The organism is Candidatus Delongbacteria bacterium (genome assembly GCA_041675285.1).
GTDB lineage: Bacteria > CAIWAD01 > CAIWAD01 > CAIWAD01 > CAIWAD01 > CAIWAD01.
In genome coordinates, this window is sequence record JBAYTZ010000005.1 from 164,430 (window position 1) to 181,363 (window position 16,934).

Annotated in this window: 14 protein-coding genes; 13 read left to right on the top strand and 1 reads right to left on the bottom strand. The window is 71.1% G+C overall.

Features of this window, described 5'->3' with window-relative positions:
• Positions 1–7 precede the first annotated feature (7 nt).
• The 10 genes from WC326_06795 (at position 8) to WC326_06840 (ending at position 9,512) form a co-directional block, all read left to right on the top strand.
• Positions 8–955: a methylenetetrahydrofolate reductase gene (locus tag WC326_06795; GenBank protein MFA7330766.1), complete on the top strand. Its 948-nt coding sequence runs from the start codon at positions 8–10 to the stop codon at positions 953–955.
• 126 nt (positions 956–1,081) lie between these two features.
• Positions 1,082–1,810, top strand: coding sequence for a hypothetical protein (locus tag WC326_06800; protein ID MFA7330767.1), 729 nt, complete (start codon positions 1,082–1,084; stop codon positions 1,808–1,810).
• A gap of 4 nt (positions 1,811–1,814) precedes the next feature.
• Entirely contained in the window at positions 1,815–2,420 is a 606-nt protein-coding gene (locus tag WC326_06805; GenBank protein MFA7330768.1) for an isoprenylcysteine carboxylmethyltransferase family protein, read from the top strand.
• A 6-nt stretch (positions 2,421–2,426) separates the two neighbouring features.
• On the top strand, positions 2,427–3,044 hold the full coding sequence (locus tag WC326_06810; GenBank protein ID MFA7330769.1) for a site-2 protease family protein: 618 nt from the start codon (positions 2,427–2,429) through the stop codon (positions 3,042–3,044).
• Between the two features lie 16 nt (positions 3,045–3,060).
• Positions 3,061–3,345 carry a hypothetical protein gene (locus WC326_06815; GenBank protein ID MFA7330770.1) on the top strand — a complete coding sequence of 95 codons (285 nt, stop codon included), beginning with the start codon at positions 3,061–3,063 and terminating at the stop codon, positions 3,343–3,345.
• A complete protein-coding gene (gene mutL / locus WC326_06820; GenBank protein MFA7330771.1) occupies positions 3,342–5,231 on the top strand; it encodes a DNA mismatch repair endonuclease MutL in 1,890 nt (629 codons plus the stop codon). Before WC326_06815 ends, mutL begins: the two co-directional genes overlap by 4 nt.
• Before the next feature lie 482 nt (positions 5,232–5,713).
• Complete coding sequence (miaA, locus tag WC326_06825) at positions 5,714–6,727, top strand: tRNA (adenosine(37)-N6)-dimethylallyltransferase MiaA (GenBank protein ID MFA7330772.1); 1,014 nt, start codon at positions 5,714–5,716, stop codon at positions 6,725–6,727.
• Positions 6,724–7,905 (top strand): alanine racemase, encoded by a 1,182-nt coding sequence (gene alr, locus WC326_06830; protein ID MFA7330773.1) that lies wholly within the window; start codon positions 6,724–6,726, stop codon positions 7,903–7,905. The genes miaA and alr overlap by 4 nt, the downstream gene beginning before the upstream one ends.
• A gap of 56 nt (positions 7,906–7,961) precedes the next feature.
• Positions 7,962–8,792 (top strand): HAD hydrolase family protein, encoded by an 831-nt coding sequence (locus tag WC326_06835; GenBank protein ID MFA7330774.1) that lies wholly within the window; start codon positions 7,962–7,964, stop codon positions 8,790–8,792.
• A complete protein-coding gene (locus WC326_06840; protein ID MFA7330775.1) occupies positions 8,793–9,512 on the top strand; it encodes a glycerophosphodiester phosphodiesterase family protein in 720 nt (239 codons plus the stop codon).
• 11 nt (positions 9,513–9,523) lie between these two features.
• On the opposite strand, the gene WC326_06845 is transcribed toward WC326_06840, so the two are convergent.
• Positions 9,524–10,768 (bottom strand): arginine deiminase family protein, encoded by a 1,245-nt coding sequence (locus WC326_06845; protein ID MFA7330776.1) that lies wholly within the window; start codon positions 10,766–10,768, stop codon positions 9,524–9,526.
• A gap of 411 nt (positions 10,769–11,179) precedes the next feature.
• On the opposite strand from WC326_06845, the gene WC326_06850 reads away from it, so the two are divergent.
• The 3 genes from WC326_06850 to lpdA all read left to right on the top strand — a co-directional run bounded on the left by WC326_06850 (position 11,180) and on the right by lpdA (position 16,787).
• On the top strand, positions 11,180–13,942 hold the full coding sequence (locus WC326_06850) for a 2-oxoglutarate dehydrogenase E1 component (GenBank protein ID MFA7330777.1): 2,763 nt from the start codon (positions 11,180–11,182) through the stop codon (positions 13,940–13,942).
• A gap of 42 nt (positions 13,943–13,984) precedes the next feature.
• Positions 13,985–15,193: a 2-oxoglutarate dehydrogenase complex dihydrolipoyllysine-residue succinyltransferase gene (odhB, locus tag WC326_06855; GenBank protein ID MFA7330778.1), complete on the top strand. Its 1,209-nt coding sequence runs from the start codon at positions 13,985–13,987 to the stop codon at positions 15,191–15,193.
• Positions 15,194–15,389: 196 nt separating this feature from the next.
• Complete coding sequence (lpdA, locus tag WC326_06860; GenBank protein MFA7330779.1) at positions 15,390–16,787, top strand: dihydrolipoyl dehydrogenase; 1,398 nt, start codon at positions 15,390–15,392, stop codon at positions 16,785–16,787.
• Positions 16,788–16,934: the final 147 nt, after the last annotated feature.

Consider the following 16,934-nt stretch of genomic DNA (forward strand, 5'->3'; position numbering starts at 1 on the left):
CGAGGCCATGCGCATCCCCGAGTTTCTGGCCCTGCGGCGCCAGCCCTTCTTCAGCTTTGAATTGATCCCGCCCATCCGTGGCGGCGGGATGGCCCAGGTGCACGAGGTGCTGGAGGCGCTGATGCCCTTCCACCCGGCCTGGGTGGACGTCACCAACCACGCCGCGGACTCCTGGTTCGAGGAGGGCGAGGACGGCGCCTGGCGCCGGCACATCTACCGCAAGCGGCCGGGCACGCTGGGCCTCTGCGCGGCGCTGCGCTACCGCTACGGCGTGGAGACCGTGCCGCACCTGCTCTGCGTGGGCTTCACGCGGGAGGAGACCGAGGACGCGCTGATCGAGCTCTCCTACCTGGACATCCACAACGTGCTGGCCATCCGCGGCGACGTGCCGGACTGGCACCAGGTGCGGCCCGGGCCGCGCAACGCCTACGCCGTGGATCTGGTGCGCCAGGTGCGGGAGGTCAACGCCGGCCGCTACCTGCACGAGTTGGCCGAGCGCCAGCCGGGCCGCTTCGCCGTGGGCGTGGCGGGCTATCCCGAGAAACACGTGGAGTCCCCCAACCTGAGCTTCGACCTGGAGAAGTTGAAGGAGAAGCAGGACGCGGGCGCCGAGTGGGTGGTCAGCCAGATGGGCTTCGACGCCGGCCGCTGGGCCGACTACGTGGCGCGCTGCCGGGCCGCCGGGATCCACGCGCCCATCCTGCCCGGGCTGAAGGTGGTCAGCCGCCTGCACCAGGTGAACAGCCTGCCCCGGCACTTCCACGTGGATCTGCCCGAGGAGCTGGTCCACGACCTGCTGCAGGCCCGCGGGCCGGCGGAGCGCGAGGAGGCCGGGGTCCGGCACGCCACCCGCCTGGGCCGGGCCCTGCTGGAGGCGGGCGCGCCGGGCCTGCACTTCTTCGTCACCCAGGACGCCCCGCTGGTGGTCCGCGTGCTACAGGCCCTGAACCTGTAGCCGGCCCGGGCGGCCGCCAACCGCGGCGGCCGGACGGGGGTGGGAGAGGAAAAGGGCTTTGCTATCATGTGCGGCCGTCGCGTGAGACAGCCCGCGGCGCTGAATTCTACAGAAAGAAGGGATGGCATGAAGATTCTGACCACGATGGCCCTGCTGCTCCTGGTGCTCCAGGCCGGCGCGGCGGGGTTCTCCGGAACCGTCAAGCAGACCATGGACGGCGGCGGCTACACCTACGTGCTGCTGACCACGGGCAAGGGCGACATCTGGCTGGCCGGGCCCCAGACGGCGGTGAAGAAGGGCCAGAAGCTGAGCACGGGGGACGGCATGCTGATGTCCGGCTTCCAGAGCAAGGCGCTGAACCGCACCTTCGACCAGATCTATTTCGTCAATTCGCTGGGCGCGGCGGCGGGCGGCGGTGCGGCCATGGGCAAGGCGCCGGCGGGCAAGGGCATGGCGGCCAACCCCCACGCGGGCATGCCGCTGGCCGGCCAGAAGGCGCCGGGCGCCAGCGTGGCCAAGCCCAAGGCGGGCAGCATCAAGAAGGCCACCCACACCGTGGCCGACTGCTTCTTCCAGCCCAAGCTGCTGGCCGGGAAGACCGTCGAGGTGCGCGGCGTGGTGACCAAGTACAACGAAGGCATCATGGGTTCCAACTGGATCCACCTGATGGACGGCTCGGGCCAGTCCGGCAAGGACGATCTGGTGGTGACCACCTCCCAGAAGGTCAAGGTCGGCGACCGCATCACGGCCAAGGGCAAGCTGGGCACCGACCGCGACCTGGGGTCGGGCTACTTCTTCCCCGTGCTGCTGGAAAACGCCACGGTGAAGGTGGAAGCCTCGACGAAGGGCAAGTAGGCCCATGGCCTGGCTGGGGCGCTTCCCACGGCACCGCATCGCCTTCACGCGGCTCTTCGCGCTCGGGCTGCTGGCTCTGCTGCTGCTGAGCGGCCGGCCGCTGCTACCCGGGGCGCAGACGGGAGGACCGGCCTACTGGGCCGGTTTCCTGCTGCTGATGGCCGGCATGCTGGGCCGACTTTGGAGCCTGCTCTACCTCTCGGGCTACAAGACCCGCCAAGTGGTGGACGCCGGTCCCTTCAGCGTGGTGCGCAATCCGCTCTACGGCTTCTCCTTCCTGGGGGCCGCGGGAGGCGCCCTGGTCACCAACCACTTCTGGTTCACCCTGCTCCTGTTGGGCGGTTTCCTGGCCTACTACCCCTTCGTGATCCTCTCCGAGGAGGCGGGGCTGCGGGCGCGGCTGGGCTCCGCCTACGAGGACTACTGCCGCCGCGTGCCGCGGATCTGGCCGCGCTTTCAGGGCTTCCAACGGCCGGAGAGCTGGGACGTGCGCCTGAAGGGCTACGATTCCGCCTGGCGCGACGCCCTCTGGTTCCCCGTGGTCTTCGTGGCCCTCAGCCTCTACCGGCGGGCCCTGGAACTGGGCGTGCTGCCCTTCCCCCTGCAGTGAGGCCCCATGCATGACCTGTTGATCTTCCTGCCGGTGCTGATCTTCTCGGTGATCGTCCACGAGGTGGCCCACGGCTGGTCGGCCCTCAAATTGGGCGACCGGACGGCCTGGCGCGAAGGCCGCCTGACCCTGGATCCGCGTCCGCACATCGATCCCTTCATGTCGATCCTGGTGCCGGCCCTCTGCCTGCTGAGCGGCGCGCCGGTCTTCGGCGGGGCCAAGCCCGTGCCGGTGAATCCCTGGAACTTCCGCCGGCCCAGCCGGGACATGGCCTTGGTGGCCGCTGCTGGCCCGCTCTCCAACCTGCTGCTGGCCTTCGCCGCGGCCCTGATCTTCCAGGCCCTGGCCACGCGCGGCTTCCTGGCCGGCGGGCTGAGCGACGTGCTGGGGGCCCTGTTCCAGGTCAACCTGGTGCTGGCCGCCTTCAACCTGCTGCCCATTCCGCCGCTGGACGGCAGCCGGGTGGTGGCGCACTTCCTGCCCCGCGAGCTGGGCGACCGCTACCGGGAACTGGACCGCTACGGCATGGTGCTGCTGCTGATCGTGCTCTTCTTCTTCCGCGGCCCGCTCACCGGCTACCTGAGCTGGTTCCTGAGCACGGTGGGCGGCTTGATGGTGTCCTGAGTCCGGCGGAGAGGCCATGCCCCTGTTTCCCAAGCTGCCGCGGCGCGAGTTCCGCTACACGCCCCTGAGTTCCCCGGAGGGCGGGAGCGATCTGCGTCAGCGGCTGCAGATCCGCCCGCTCGTCACCCCGCGTTCCCGGGGCACGGCCGTGGTCAAGTGGGGCCTGCTGTTGGCCCTGGCCCTGGCCATTTACGAATACCTGCACGGGGATCCCCTGGCCCGTTGGCTTCAGCCGCGTACCGTGGTGGGCCTTGAGGACGAGTTGAACGCACCGGCGGACTCCGCCCGGGTGCGGCCGTGAACTCCTCCCTTCCGCCCCTCCGCCGGCCGGTGCGCCGCCTGCCCGAGGCCCTGGTGCACAAGATCGCCGCCGGCGAGGTGGTGGAGCGCCCGGCCTCCGTGGTCAAGGAACTGGTGGAGAACAGCCTGGACGCCGGCGCGCGCCGGGTGGCCATCGTGGTGGAGGCCGGCGGCAAGAACTTCATCCAGGTGGAGGACGACGGCGCCGGGATGGGGCCCGAGGACGCCCGCCTGGCCGTGGAGGCCCACGCCACCAGCAAATTGGCCAGCCTGGAAGAGCTGGAATCCGTCGGCACCCTGGGCTTCCGGGGCGAGGCCCTGGCCACCATCGCCGCGGTCTCGCGCTTCGAGCTGCGCACCTGCCCGGCGGAGGGCGAGGGCCTGCAGCTCTGGATCGCCGACGGCACGCTGCTGGACGAGGCGCCTTGGCGCGGCGCGCCGGGCACGCGGATCCTGGTGCGCAACCTGTTCTTCTCGACGCCCGCGCGGCGCAAATTCCTGAGCAGCCACCGCGCCGAATTGCGCCAGATCCTCCAGGTGCTGCGGCGCATCGCCCTGGCCCACCCGGCGACGGGCTTCAAGCTGGTGGCCGACGGCCAGACCCTGGCCGACTGGCCCGCGGGGGCCGAGGCGGACCGGCTGGAGCAGGTCTTCGGGCCGGAGCTGGCGGGCCTGCTGCTGCCCGTGGACCACCAGGCCGCCGGCCTGCGCGTGCGCGGCCACGCCGGCCAGGTGAACACCTTCCGGCGCAGCCAGGGCGACCAGTACCTGTTCATCAACGGCCGGCCCATCGTCAGCCGCGTGCTGGCCCACGCGGTCTACTCGGCCTACGGCCACACCCTGCAGCGCGACCAGTTGCCTTTTTTCCTGCTCTTCCTGGAGACGGATCCTAAGCGCGTGGACGTGAACGTGCACCCGGCCAAGCGCGAGGTGCGCTTCGAGGACGAGCGCCAGGTGCACGGCGTGGTGCACGAGGCGGTCGCCCGCGCCCTGGCCGGCGCGCCGGTGGCCCAGCTGGGGCCGGACGATCCGGGACCGCGGGAGCGCGACCGGCTGCCGCTGGGTCCGGCGGAATTTGGGCCGGGGGCGGCGCAGGTCTTCGCGCTGGGTGGCGGCGCGCCGCTGCCGGCGGCGGAGTCCGGCCCGGCCTTCGCCATGGGACAGGCCCCGCTCTTTCCCGGCGAACGGCGGGCGCCGGGCGAGGCCCTGGCCTGGAGCGGCGTGCGCGAGTACCTGGATTCCGCGGCCCTGGCGCGCGAGCGCTTCGGGCTGGAGACCGGGGACGATTCCGCCCGCCAGGAGGAGGACGAGCGCCGGCGCGACGGCGAGCCCGGGCTGTTCCAGCTGCACCGCACCTACATCCTGGCCCAGGTGCCCCAGGGCCTGATCATCGTCGACCAGCACGTGGCCCACGAGCGCATCCTCTACGAGCGCGGGCTGGCCTCCCTGCGCGAGCAGCGCGGCAGCTCCCAGCGCCTGCTCTTTCCCGTGCCGCTGAAGTTGGACGACGAGGACCGGCTGGTCTTCGAGGAGCTGCTCGAGCCGTTCCTGCAGATGGGCTTCTCGATGGAGATGCAGGGCGGCGACGTGCTGCTGACGGGCATGCCGGCGGAGCTGCGCTCGGTGCACCCCGAGGGCCTGATCCAGGACGTGCTGGACCAGTTCCGGCTGGAGGCCTCGCTGTTGCCCGAGCCCGGCCAGGCCCTGGCGGCCTCGGTGGCCTGCAAGGCCGCGGTCAAGGCCGGGCAGCCGCTCAGCCAGGTGGAGATGCGCTCCCTGTTGGACGAGTTGTTCGCTTGCGAGCAGCCCTACACCTGCCCCCACGGCCGCCCGGTGGTGGTGACCCTGGGCTTGAGCGAGCTCAATCGGCGCTTCGCGCGGACCTGAGAGGCACGTGAACCATCACCACAGAGGCACAGAGGCACAGAGTGTTGAGTCGTCTTGGCCTGGGTCGGGCATGGTGCGTTCGAGTGTCTGTTTGAGCACGAAGGCTCGAAGGCGAGTCGGCGATTTGAGCGTTGTGAGGTGAAGCCCGCAGGGCTGAACCAGAAAATGGGTGAAGCGCGAAGCGCGAACTACCTACCAGCGGACCAGGAATCACACGGCTCGGCCGTCTGTTCGACGCCCGCCGTGAGGCGGGTTCGTTACGGCCGCTGAGAAGAGCGCCTCTTTGGCTCCACCTTTCTGGCGCCAGCAGAAAGGTGGAATTCAAGGCGTGACACAATACCACAGAGTCACAGAGGCACAGAGCGTGACTTGGATTTCAACATGCTGATGCTGCCCGACAACCAACCTTGGCTTGATCTGTTCTACAAGTTTCAACTGTGTCTCTGTGCCTCTGTGGTAGTTCCCTCAAAGGGAGCGGGCAGATGAGCGCTTTGCCCAGCCTGCTGATCCTGACCGGACCGACAGCGGCGGGCAAGACCAGCCTGGCCCTGGGTGTGGCCGAAGAGCTGGGGATGGAGATCATCGGCGCCGACAGTCGCCAGGTCTATGCCGGGCTGGAAGTGGCCACTGCCGCGCCGGACGCGGCCCAGCGGGCGCGCGTGCCCCATCACCTGGTGGGCCACATGCGGCTGGACGAGGCCGCCAGCGCGGGGCGCTTTGTGCGCGAGGCGCGGGCCGTGCTCGGGCTGCCCGCGGACGTTCGCGCGGGTGCGGGCGGGCGGACGGGACCCCTGCCCTTCCTGCTCTGTGGCGGCAGCGGTTTCTATCTGCACGCGCTGCTGCAGCCGGTGGATCCCTCCCTGCAGGCCGACGACGGGCTGCGCGCCCACGTGCTGGCCCTGCACGTGGCCCACGGGCTGGAGGGCGTGCGGCGCGAGCTGCTGGCCCGGGACCCCGAAGCGGAGTGGATCCCCCCGACCGACAGCCAGCGCCAACTGCGCTATCTGGAACTCTGCCTGGCCACCGGCGAGCCGGCCAGCCGCGTCCTGCGCGAGCGCCGCCTGCCGCGGCCCGTGCAGGCCTTCTGCGCCGTGCTGGAGGCGCCGGTGGACTGGCTGGACGAGCGGATCCGCGTCCGTTCGCGCCAGCTGCTGGAGACGGGCATGGTGGACGAGCTGCGCGCGGCCCTGGCCGCCGGCGTGCCCCGCACGGGCCACGCCCTGCGCAGCGTGGGCGTGGAGGAGGTGGAAGCGCTGCTGGCGGGCGAACTGGATCTGGCGGGCTGCGCCGCGCGCCTGACCTTGCGCACCCGGCAGCTGGCCCGCCGGCAGCGCACGTGGCTGCGCGGCCTGGGCGAGCGCGAGCCCGTCCTGCGGCTGGACGCCACGCGCCCGGAGGCCGAGCTGCGCGAGCAGCTGCTGCGCGGGTGGCAGGCCGCCACAGCGGACGGAGGCGGGGCGGAAAACGGGCTGGCGAGCGGGGAGACGACGCGATGAGTTTCTTGAGCGAGTACCACATCGACCACGCCCAACCCTGCCTGCCCCTGCGGCCCACCCAGGTCTGGACCGATCCCGCCGCGCTGGAGCACAACCTGCGCGCCCTGGGCGCTCGCTGCGGGCTGGGGCCGGTTGGCGTGCTGGCCGTGGTCAAGGCCAACGGCTACGGCCACGGCATGCTGGCCGCGGCCCGGGCCTTCCTGGCGGCGGGGGCGGGCGGCCTGGCCGTGGGCTTCGTGGAGGAGGGGATCCTCCTGCGCCGCGAAGGTCTGGAATGCCCGATCCTGGTGCTGGGCGGCCTGGTGGAGAACCAGATCCCGGCCTATCTCGACTACCGGCTGGAGATGACCGTCTCCAGTCCGCACAAGGCCCGGCTGGTGCAGGAGCGCTTACGGGCGCTGGAGGCCGCCGACGGCCGGGCGCGCCGGGCCCGTGTCCACCTGAAGATCGACACGGACATGGAGCGCATTGGCGTCCACGCCGCGGGGGGCGCGGCCTTTCTGGAGGTCTGCGCCGGGCTGGACCGGCTGGAGATCGCCGGCGTCTACTCGCACTTCGCCAACGCCGACCACGCGGATCCGGCCCGGATGGACGCGCCGCTGGCGCGCCTGTGCGAGCTGCGCCGCCAGGCCGGCCACCTGCTGCCGGCGGAGTGCCGCTGGCACATCGCCAACTCCGCCGCCGCCGCGCGCCGGCCGGACACGGCCCTGGACCTGGTGCGCCCGGGCCTGCTGCTTTACGGCGTGCAGCACTCGGCGGAGCAGGCCTGGCTGCCCGAGGCGCGGCCGGCCCTGCGCTGGACCAGCGCCGTCGTTTACTTCAAGGTGGTGGAGGCCGGGGCCGGCGTGTCCTACGGCCACCTCTGGCGCGCGCCCTGCCGCACGCGCCTGGCCACCGTGCCCGTGGGCTACGGCGACGGCTATCCGCGCGGTATGACGGGGCGGGCCGAGGTGCTGATCCGCGGCCGGCGCTGCCCCGTGGTGGGGGCCATCTGCATGGACCAGCTGATGGTGGACCTGGGGCCGGCGGGGACGGCCTACAACGGCGACGAGGTGGTGCTGGTGGGGAGCCAGGCGGACGAGCAGATCCGCGTGGAGGACCTGGCCCGCTGGCAGGGCACCATTCCCTACGAGATCCTCACCGGGATCAGCGAGCGCGTGCCACGCCGGCTGGCCTGATGTCCGCGGGCGGATCCTCGGGATACGACCGCCCAATCGTCAACCAGGGGGAGCGCATGCGGGCCTTTTGCACGGATCTGGACGGCACTCTGCGGGACCCCGTGCGGGGCATCCACCCGGAGAATCTGGCGGCCCTGGAGGAGCTGGGGCGGCGCGGCGTCACACGCGTGGTGGTGACGGGCCGCTCGCTGCACCACGCCCGCAAGGTCCTGCCGCCGGAGGCGCCCCTGGACTGGCTGATCTTCGCCAGCGGCGCCGGACACCTGCGCTGGCCGGACGGGGCCTGTACCACCCAGGTCGGCCTGAGCGGCGCGCGGGTGCGCGAACTGGCCGCCCGGCTGGACGAGCTGCCGCTCTCCTACAGCATCCACGCCCCCGCGCCCCACAGCCACGAGTTCGCCTACCGGCGGCGCGCGGCGGACGGGACGGACTTCGACCAGCGGCTGGAGCGCAACCGAACGCACGGTCGACCGCTCTGCACGGCGGATCCGGCGGCGGGCTTCGCGGACGGGGCCAGCCAGTTCCTGGTGTTCGCCCCGGCGGAGTCGGACTGGCCGGCGCGCCTGAGCGCGGCGCTGCCCGACCTGCGCGTCTTGCATTCCACCAGCCCGCTGGACGGCCGCACGCTCTGGATCGAGCTGCAGCCGCGCGAGATCTGCAAATCCGGGGGCGCCGCCCGCCTGCTGGTGGACCAGCTGGGCATCCCGGCCGCCGCCTGTCGCGCCCTGGGCAACGACCACAACGACCTGGACCTGCTGGAGTGGGCCGGCGCCGCCGCCGTGGTGGCCAACGCCCCGGCGGAGCTGCGCGAGCGCTTCCCGGTGGTGGCGGACTGCGCCGCGGGCGGGGCGGCCCGGGCCATCCGGGCCTGGCTGGCGGAGCCTTAAATGCGCGTCATCGCCCATCGGGGCGCTTCGGCCGACTTCCCCGAACAGACAGCCGCGGCCCTGCGCGAAGCGTGGCGCCAGGGGGCGGACGGCGTGGAGGTGGACCTGCGGCGGATGGCCGACGACCGCCTGTTGCTGCAGCACGACGCGGATCTGTGGCGCTGCTGCGGGGACCGGCGCCGGGTGGCCCGGCTGGACCAGAACTCGCGCCGATCCCTCAACGCGTGCGCCCGACGGCCGGAGCTGCCTGCGGAAGCTCCCCTGCTGCTGGACGAATTGCTTGCCCTGCGCCCGCCGGACCGCTGGCTGCTGCTGGAGCTGAAGGAGGGGCCGGAACAGGTGGGGCCGCTGCTGGAGGCCCTGGCCGGGCGCTCTGAGCGCGTGCGCGTGCTCGCTTTCCGCCGGGAGACCCTGCTGGAGGCGCGCTGTCAGGCGCCCGCCCTGCCGCTGCTCTGGCTGCGCGCGGCGTCCCGGCCGCCCGCGCCGCGCACCCTGGCAGGCTGGCTGCGCGGCGCGCAAGCCGCCGGGTTTCACGGGCTGGATCTGGAGCAGGCCGGGCTGACGGACGAGCTGTGCCGCGCCGTGCGGGGCGCCGGGCTTGAGCTGGGGGCCTGGACCGTGGACGAGCCCGCCCGGGCGCGGCAATTGCGCGACTGGGGCCTGGACTGGCTGACCAGCAACCGCCCCGGACTCATCCGCCAGGCGCTGGCGCAGGACTGAGACCCGCCCGGTTATTCGCGCCAGAGCGGGCAGGTCATGCAGCGGGCTCCGCCCCGCCCGCGCACCAGATCGCTGCCCGCGAACCTCACCACCTCCACGTGCGCCTCTTCCAGCGCCCGCAGCGTGCCGATGTTGCGGTCGTAGCAGAGCACCTGGCCCGGCTTCAAGGCGAAGGTATTGGCCGCGTCGTTCCACTGCTCGCGCAGGGCGGCCACGATGTGCGCCTCCGCCCGGGCGAACTGCCCGGCCGATCCGCCCACGGTCACGGTCCAGTCCGGCTCGATCAGCCCGCACTCCGCCAGGCCGTCCAGCACGCGCGGGTGGCGCTCCCGGCGGCCGTCGTCGTGCACGACCTCCAGCCGCGTGCCGGCCAAGAGCTCCTCGGGCAGCGGCCCCGTGTAGGGATGGCCCAGCCGTTCGCAGAGCCGCTGGGCCTCCTCGGCGATCCGTGCGTAGAGGTCGGCCCGCTCCCACAGGTAGGGCATGGTCAGGATGCGGCCGCGGTCCAGGAAGGTCAGCACCGTGTCCAGGTGCATGAAGTCGCGCTTGGCGGGCAGCCAGATCTTGAGCAGCCGGCGCACGGGCGTGTGCGCGAAGAGCCAGGCCGCCAGCGCCTCGGCGCCGGACTCGGTGGTGCGCTCGCTGATCCCCACCAGCACGGTCCGCTCGTCGGGCACCAGCACGTCGCCGCCCTCCACGTGGGCGCCGGGCAGATCCAGCAGGCCGTCCCAGATCGTCAGTTCCTGGAAGCGCGGGTGGCGGCGGAAGACTTCGCGCACCAGCAGGCTCTCCGCCCGCCGGGCCGGCCAGCAGGGGTGGCCGATCACCAGCGCGCCGGGCACCACGAAGGCCGGGTCGCGCTGGAAGTAGAGGTTGGGCAGGGGCTGGACCAGGGAGCGCGAGCTGAGCCAGGCCTCGTCGGGGAAGCCGTGCACCAGGTGCCAGGGCTGCAGCTGGCGCAGGTCCACCTTGGCCAGCACGGCGGCGGGGATCAGCGCCTCGTAGACGCCCCGACGCTGGGCCGGGTCGGCGCAGATCTCCTTGAGCAGGTCCATCAGGAACAGCACCTCCACGCCGTGCTGGGCCAGCAGCAGGGAGAAGTCCTTGTGCTCCTGGCGCGCGGCGTCCAGGTCCAGGATGTCGTCGAAGAGCAGGGCGTCCTTGTTCCAGGGCACGGTCTTGCGGTGCTCGAAACCCGGCTGGTGCAGCAGCACCGTACGCAGCGGGTCGATCTCGGAGTGGATGCGGACGGGCATGGAGTCTCCTTGGTGACCACGGAAGCCAAACTCAACATCAGAAGCCAGACTCAACACAGAGACACAGAGGCTCAGAGACGGATAAAGGAAAGGAAGATTTTGATTGGGTAGGATCTTCAGCGCCGAACAAGGTGGAACGGCCGAGGGAACGGACGGGCGTGCCGCTCGATTGGGTGGACTTGGCGTTACCGGTGCGGGTTCTCACCAACATGCGGCGGGATCAGCTGAGGAAGGCGGCAGCCATTCTGTCTCTTCCACTTTTGCTCTGTGCCTCTGTGTCTCTGTGGTGCGAGTCCCCCGCGGCACCTGTTAAATCCAGCCGCAAGCCCCTGTCCAGCAGGAAATTCAGCCCCCCCTTCGCTAGGTTTTTTCCGCGTCGGCAACCTAGGAATGGAAAGGCAAGCGCCCCTCATGAGCCCAGCTCCCTGGCTTCACCAGGCCGAACCGCGCGTCCTGGACGCTTTTTACCAGCAGTATCTCCAGGACCCCGCCGCGCTGCCCGCCGACTGGCAGCGCTTTTTCGAGGGCTTCGAGTTCGCCCGCCGGGCGCCGGAGGCCCTGGCCGCCGCCGGGCCGGACTCAGAGACCGCCTGCAGCGAACCCGTCCGCCGGGTGCGCGAGGACTTCGAGCGCGAGAGCCGCGTGCTGGCCCTGATCGAGGGCTACCGCCAGCGCGGCCATCTGTTCACGCGCACCAACCCCGTCCGCAGCCGGCGCCGCTACGCGCCGGACCTGGGCCTGGCCACCTTCGGCCTCGGGCCGGAGGATCTGGAGCGGCCCTTCCACGCCGGCCAGAGCCTGGGCCTGGGCACCGCCCCCCTGCGCGAGATCGTCGCCCACCTGGAGGAGACCTACTGCCGCAGCGTGGGCGTGGAGTACCGCTTCATCCGCAGCCCGCGGGTGGTGGCCTGGCTGCAGGAGCGGATGGAGCGCACGCGCAACCAGCGCGCCTGGACGCCCGAGGAGCGGCGCCAGGTCTACCGGATGCTGACGCGCACGGTCCTGCTGGAGAAGCTGATGCACACGCGCTTCGTGGGGCAGAAGCGCTTCTCCATCGAGGGCGTGGACGCGGTGATTCCCGCCCTGGACGCCGTGCTGGGGCTGGGCGCCGGGCTGGGCATCCGCGAGTTCGTGATCGGCATGCCGCACCGCGGGCGCCTGAACGTGCTGGCCAACGTGCTGGGCAAGCCCCTGCGCCAGCTCTTCGCCGAGTTCCAGGACCTGGACTACGAGGACGTGGACTTCACCAACGACGTGAAGTATCACCTGGGCTACTCCAACGACCGCCAGCTGCCCGGCGGCCGCAGCGTGCACCTGAGCCTGGCGCCCAACCCCTCGCATCTCGAGGCCGTGGATCCCGTGGTGGAGGGGATCGTGCGCGCCAAGCTCGAGTTCCGCCACGAGGGCGACGCCCGCCGCATCGCGCCGATCCTGCTCCACGGCGACGCCGCCGTGGCCGGGCAGGGCGTGGTGGCCGAAGTGCTGCAGATGTCCCAGTTGCCCGGCTACCACACGGGCGGGACCATTCACCTGGTGTTGAACAACCAGGTGGGCTTCACAACGGGCTATCTGGAGGGGCGCAGCAGCACCTACTGCACGGACGTGGCCAAGGTCACCCTCTCGCCCGTCTTCCACGTGAACGGCGACGACGTGGAGGCCGTGATCCACGCCGTGGAAGTGGCGCTGGAGTTCCGCCAGGAGTTCGGGCGCGACGTGTTCATCGACATCCTGGGCTATCGCAAACACGGACACAACGAGGGCGACGAGCCGCGCTTCACCCAGCCCCTGCTCTACGAGGCCATCAGCCGGCACCCCGACGCGCTGGAGATCTACCGGCGGCAGCTGGTGGAATCCGGCGCCATGAGCGAACTGGAGGCCCGCGAGATCGAGCGCGCCTTCCGCGAGGAGATGGAGACCGAGCTGGCCGCCGCCGCCGGCCTGAAAGTGGTCCCGCGGCGCGAACACTTGGGCGGGGTCTGGCACGGCCTGCGCAGTGCGCGGCCCGAGGATTTTCAGCAGCCCTCCCCGGAGACCGGCGTGGAGTTGGACGTCCTGCGCGAGACCGGCCGCCGGCTGCTGGACGTGCCCGCGGAACTGAAGGTCATTCCCAAGGCACGCCGGCTCTTCGAACAGCGGCGCGCGCTGCTGGAGGAGGGCCGGGCGCTGGACTGGGCGCTGGGGGAGAGCCTGGCCTACGCCACGCTGCTGCGCGAGGGCCATCCCGTCCGCCTCTCCGGCCAGGACAGCGTGCGCGGCACCTTCAGCCACCGCCACGCCGCGCTGACGCTGGAGGATTCCGCCGAGCGGCTGGTGCCGCTGGCCCGGCTGGAGCCCGGCCAGGCGCCCTTCACGGTGCTGAATTCGCCCTTGAACGAGTACGGCGTGCTGGGCTTCGATTACGGCTACAGCACGGCCACGCCGGCGGGCCTGACCCTCTGGGAGGCCCAGTTCGGCGACTTCGCCAACGGCGCGCAGATCATCTTCGACCAGTTCCTCAGCTGCGGCGAGACCAAGTGGCACCAGCACAGCGGGCTGGTCTGCCTGCTGCCCCACGGGTACGAGGGCCAGGGTCACGAGCACAGCAGCGCCCGGATGGAGCGCTTCCTCCAGCTCTGCGCCGGGGCCAACCTGCAGTGCGCCAACGTCAGCACGCCGGCCAACTTCTTCCACCTGCTGCGCCGGCAGCTCAAGCGGCCCTTCCGCGTGCCACTGATCGTCTTCGCGCCCAAGAGCCTGCTGCGCCTGCCGGCCTGCGTCAGCCCGCTGGCGGACTTCGGTCCGGGAACGCGCTTCGAGGAGGTGCTGGACGACCGCACGGCGGATCCGGACCGGGTGACCCGCGTCCTGCTGGTGAGCGGCAAGCTGTCCTACGAGCTGGAGGCCCGCCGGACGGAGGAGGGGCGGCAGGACGTGGCCATCCTGCGGCTGGAACAGCTGGCGCCCCTGCCCGAAGCCCGGCTGGCCGCGGCCCTGGAGTGCTGGCCCAAGGCCACGCGCTGGCTCTGGGTGCAGGAGGAGCCGGAAAACATGGGCGCCTGGAGCTGGCTGCAGCGCAGCTTCCGCCTGCGGCCGCTGGAACTGGTCTCCCGGCGCGCAGCCGCGGCCCCGGCGACGGGGGTCAGCGTGCGCCATCGAACCGAACAAAAATTGCTGGTGGACAAGGCCTTCGCCTGACGCAAGTTCCGGCGGCGAGGCGGGTGCGAAAGGATGCCGAGCATGGACATTCTCATTCCCAGTCCGGGTGAGTCCATCACCGAAGTGGTGGTGGCCGCTTGGCTAAAGCCCGATGGCGCGGCCGTGGAGGCCGACGAGGAGATTCTCGAGCTGGAGTCCGAAAAGGCCACGCTGGTGGTGGCGGCCCCTGCGCCGGGCATCCTGCGCGTGGAGCTGCCCGCCGGCAGCACGGCCCGAGTGGGGCAGGTGGCCGGGCGAATCGAGACCGCCGCCGCGGGCGACCCGGCACCGGCTGTGGCGCCTGCGCCGAAGGCAGCCCCCGCCCCGCAGCCGGCGATTCCCGCCTCCGCCGTCGTCTCCGGGACCTCCCCGGCGGCGCGCAAGCTGCTGGACGAGCGGGGCCTGGATCCCGCCCAGGTGACCGGCAGCGGCAAGGCCGGCCGGATCACCAAGGCCGACGTGCTGGCTGCGTCTCACGCAGAGTCCGCCGAGCCCGCCCAGCCCGTGGCGGCTCCGGCCCCGGTCGCTGCGGCACCGGCCGCCCCGTCCGCGCGCAGCGAGACCCGCAGCCCCGTCAGCCCGCTGCGCCAGAAACTGGCCCAGCGTCTGGTGGCCGTGCGCACCCAGACCGCCATGCTCACCACCTTCAACGAGGCGGACCTGAGCGCGGTGAAGGCCCTGCGAGCGAGCTGGCGCGAGCGCTTCCGCGAGCTGCATTCGGTGGATCTGGGCTTCATGAGCTTCTTCGCCGCCGCCGCCGTGCGCGCGCTGCAGGAGTTTCCGACGGTGAACAGCCGGCTGGAGGGTGAGGAGCTGGTGGAGCCGGGCTACGTCGATCTGGGCATCGCCGTGAGCGCGCCCAAGGGCCTGGTGGTGCCCGTGATCCGCGACGCCCAGGGACTGGGCCTGGACGGACTGGAGGCGGAGATCGCCCGCCTGGCGGGCCGCGCCCGGGAGAACCGCATCACCATCAAGGAGATGACGGGCGGGACCTTCACCATCTCCAACGGCGGCGTGTTCGGCAGCCTGCTCTCCACGCCGATCCTCAACCCGCCCCAGTGTGCGATCCTCGGCCTGCACGCCATCCAGGACCGGCCCGTGGCCGTGAATGGCCAGGTGGTGATCCGGCCCATGATGTACCTGGCCCTCTCCTACGACCACCGGCTGATCGACGGCCGCGAGTCCGTGGGCTTCCTCAAACGGATCAAGGAGCTGGTGGAGGAGCCGGTGCGGCTCCTGCTCAAGGTCTGAGGGCCATGCTCCGGCAAAGAACCACAGAGGCACGGAGGCACAGCAAGAGACCGGGATTGAGACTGGAGTGCAGCCGCAGTCACTCTCCGGTGGACGGTTCGGCCTCACAAGCTCCTGCTGGCTGTGTCCCCGTGTCTCTGTGGTTGGTTCTGCAAGAAGGGCGGCCCAAAAGCCGCAAACGTACGAGGTGGATCGGATGAAGGTAGATGTGACGGTGATCGGCGGCGGGCCGGGCGGCTATGTGGCGGCCATCCGCTGCGCCCAGCTGGGCATGAGCGTGGCGTTGGTGGAACAGTACGAACGGCTGGGCGGCACCTGCACCAACGTGGGCTGCATTCCCTCCAAGGCGCTGCTGGATTCCAGCGAGCGCTTCCACGAGGCGGCCAAGAGCTATGGCAACCACGGCATCCTGCTGGACAACCTGCGCGTGGACTGGGCGGCCATGCGGGCGCGCAAGGACAAGGTCGTGCAGCTCACCGCGCTGGGCATCGACAAGCTGATGGAGAAGAACAAGATCACGCGCCTGCAGGGCGTCGGCCGCTTCCTTGCGCCGAAGCGCGTGGCCGTGGACGGGCCCGCGGGCACCACCGAGCTGGAGAGCCGGCACGTGATCGTCGCCACGGGCTCCAAGCCGCTGGACCTGCCCTTCTGCCGCATCGACAAGGAGCGGATCATCTCGTCCACCGAGGCCCTCAATCTGCCCGAGATTCCCAAGCGGCTGCTGATCATCGGCGCGGGCGTGATCGGGCTGGAGCTGGGCAGCGTGTTCGCCCGGCTGGGCACGCGCGTGGAGGTGGTGGAGGCGCTGGAACGCTGCATTCCCGGGATGGACAGCGAGCTGGGCAAGGAGCTGGAGCGCAGCCTGAAGAAGCTGGGCTTCGTGTTCCACCTGGGCGCGCGGGTGGGCAAGGTGGAGCGCCAGGGCGACGAGGTGCTGGTGGAGGCCGTCTCGGCCAAGGGCAAGGAGCTGGCCCTCAAGGCCGACTACTGCCTGGTGGCCATCGGGCGCAAGCCCAACACCCAGGGCCTGAACCTCGAGGCCGCCGGCCTGGCCACGGATGCCCGGGGCTTCTTGCCCGTGGACGGGCAGCTGCAAACAAAGGTCCCCGGCATCTACGCCATCGGCGACGTGATCGGCGGCGCCATGCTGGCCCACAAGGCCGAGGAGGAGGGCGTCTTCGTGGCCGAGATCCTGGCCGGTCAGAAGCCCGCGCTCAACCACCACCTGATTCCCGGCGTGGTCTACACCTGGCCCGAAGTGGCGGCGGTGGGCTTCTCGGAGAACGATCTGCAGGCCCAGGGCCGGGCCTTCAAGAAGGGCGTCTTCCCCTTCATGGCGCTGGGCCGGGCCCGGGCCGCCGGGGAGAAAGAGGGCTTCGTGAAGATCCTGGCCGATGCGCAGACCGACGAGATCCTGGGCGTGCAGATGATCGGCCCGCGGGCGGCGGACCTGATCGCCGAGGCCGTGACGGCACTGGAGTACAAGGCCTCGGCGGAGGACGTGGCGCGGATCTGCCACGCCCACCCCACCTATGCCGAGGCCATCAAGGAGGCGGCCCTGGCCGCCACGGGCGACCGCGCCCTGCACTTGTAGCGAGCGCGGACAGGAAGGGACACGAAGTCCACGATGCCACGGGAAGAGCACGAAGGTGCAATTGGATTGAGATCCGCTCCATGAACACCCCGGGCAACCTGCCTCCCAATGCTCCGTGTTCTTCGTTCTCTTCGTGAGCTTCGTGTC

Excerpts from the sequence above, each read along its gene's own strand:
- WC326_06795 (MFA7330766.1), top strand. The coding sequence starts at position 8 with ATGCGCATCCCCGAGTTTCTGGCCCTGCGGCGCCAGCCCTTCTTCAGC.
- WC326_06800 (MFA7330767.1), top strand. The coding sequence starts at position 1,082 with ATGAAGATTCTGACCACGATGGCCCTGCTGCTCCTGGTGCTCCAGGCC.
- WC326_06805 (MFA7330768.1), top strand. The coding sequence starts at position 1,815 with ATGGCCTGGCTGGGGCGCTTCCCACGGCACCGCATCGCCTTCACGCGG.
- WC326_06810 (MFA7330769.1), top strand. The coding sequence starts at position 2,427 with ATGCATGACCTGTTGATCTTCCTGCCGGTGCTGATCTTCTCGGTGATC.
- WC326_06815 (MFA7330770.1), top strand. The coding sequence starts at position 3,061 with ATGCCCCTGTTTCCCAAGCTGCCGCGGCGCGAGTTCCGCTACACGCCC.
- miaA (MFA7330772.1), top strand. The coding sequence starts at position 5,714 with ATGAGCGCTTTGCCCAGCCTGCTGATCCTGACCGGACCGACAGCGGCG.
- alr (MFA7330773.1), top strand. The coding sequence starts at position 6,724 with ATGAGTTTCTTGAGCGAGTACCACATCGACCACGCCCAACCCTGCCTG.
- WC326_06835 (MFA7330774.1), top strand. The coding sequence starts at position 7,962 with ATGCGGGCCTTTTGCACGGATCTGGACGGCACTCTGCGGGACCCCGTG.
- WC326_06840 (MFA7330775.1), top strand. The coding sequence starts at position 8,793 with ATGCGCGTCATCGCCCATCGGGGCGCTTCGGCCGACTTCCCCGAACAG.
- WC326_06845 (MFA7330776.1), bottom strand. The coding sequence starts at position 10,768 with ATGCCCGTCCGCATCCACTCCGAGATCGACCCGCTGCGTACGGTGCTG.
- WC326_06850 (MFA7330777.1), top strand. The coding sequence starts at position 11,180 with ATGAGCCCAGCTCCCTGGCTTCACCAGGCCGAACCGCGCGTCCTGGAC.
- odhB (MFA7330778.1), top strand. The coding sequence starts at position 13,985 with ATGGACATTCTCATTCCCAGTCCGGGTGAGTCCATCACCGAAGTGGTG.
- lpdA (MFA7330779.1), top strand. The coding sequence starts at position 15,390 with ATGAAGGTAGATGTGACGGTGATCGGCGGCGGGCCGGGCGGCTATGTG.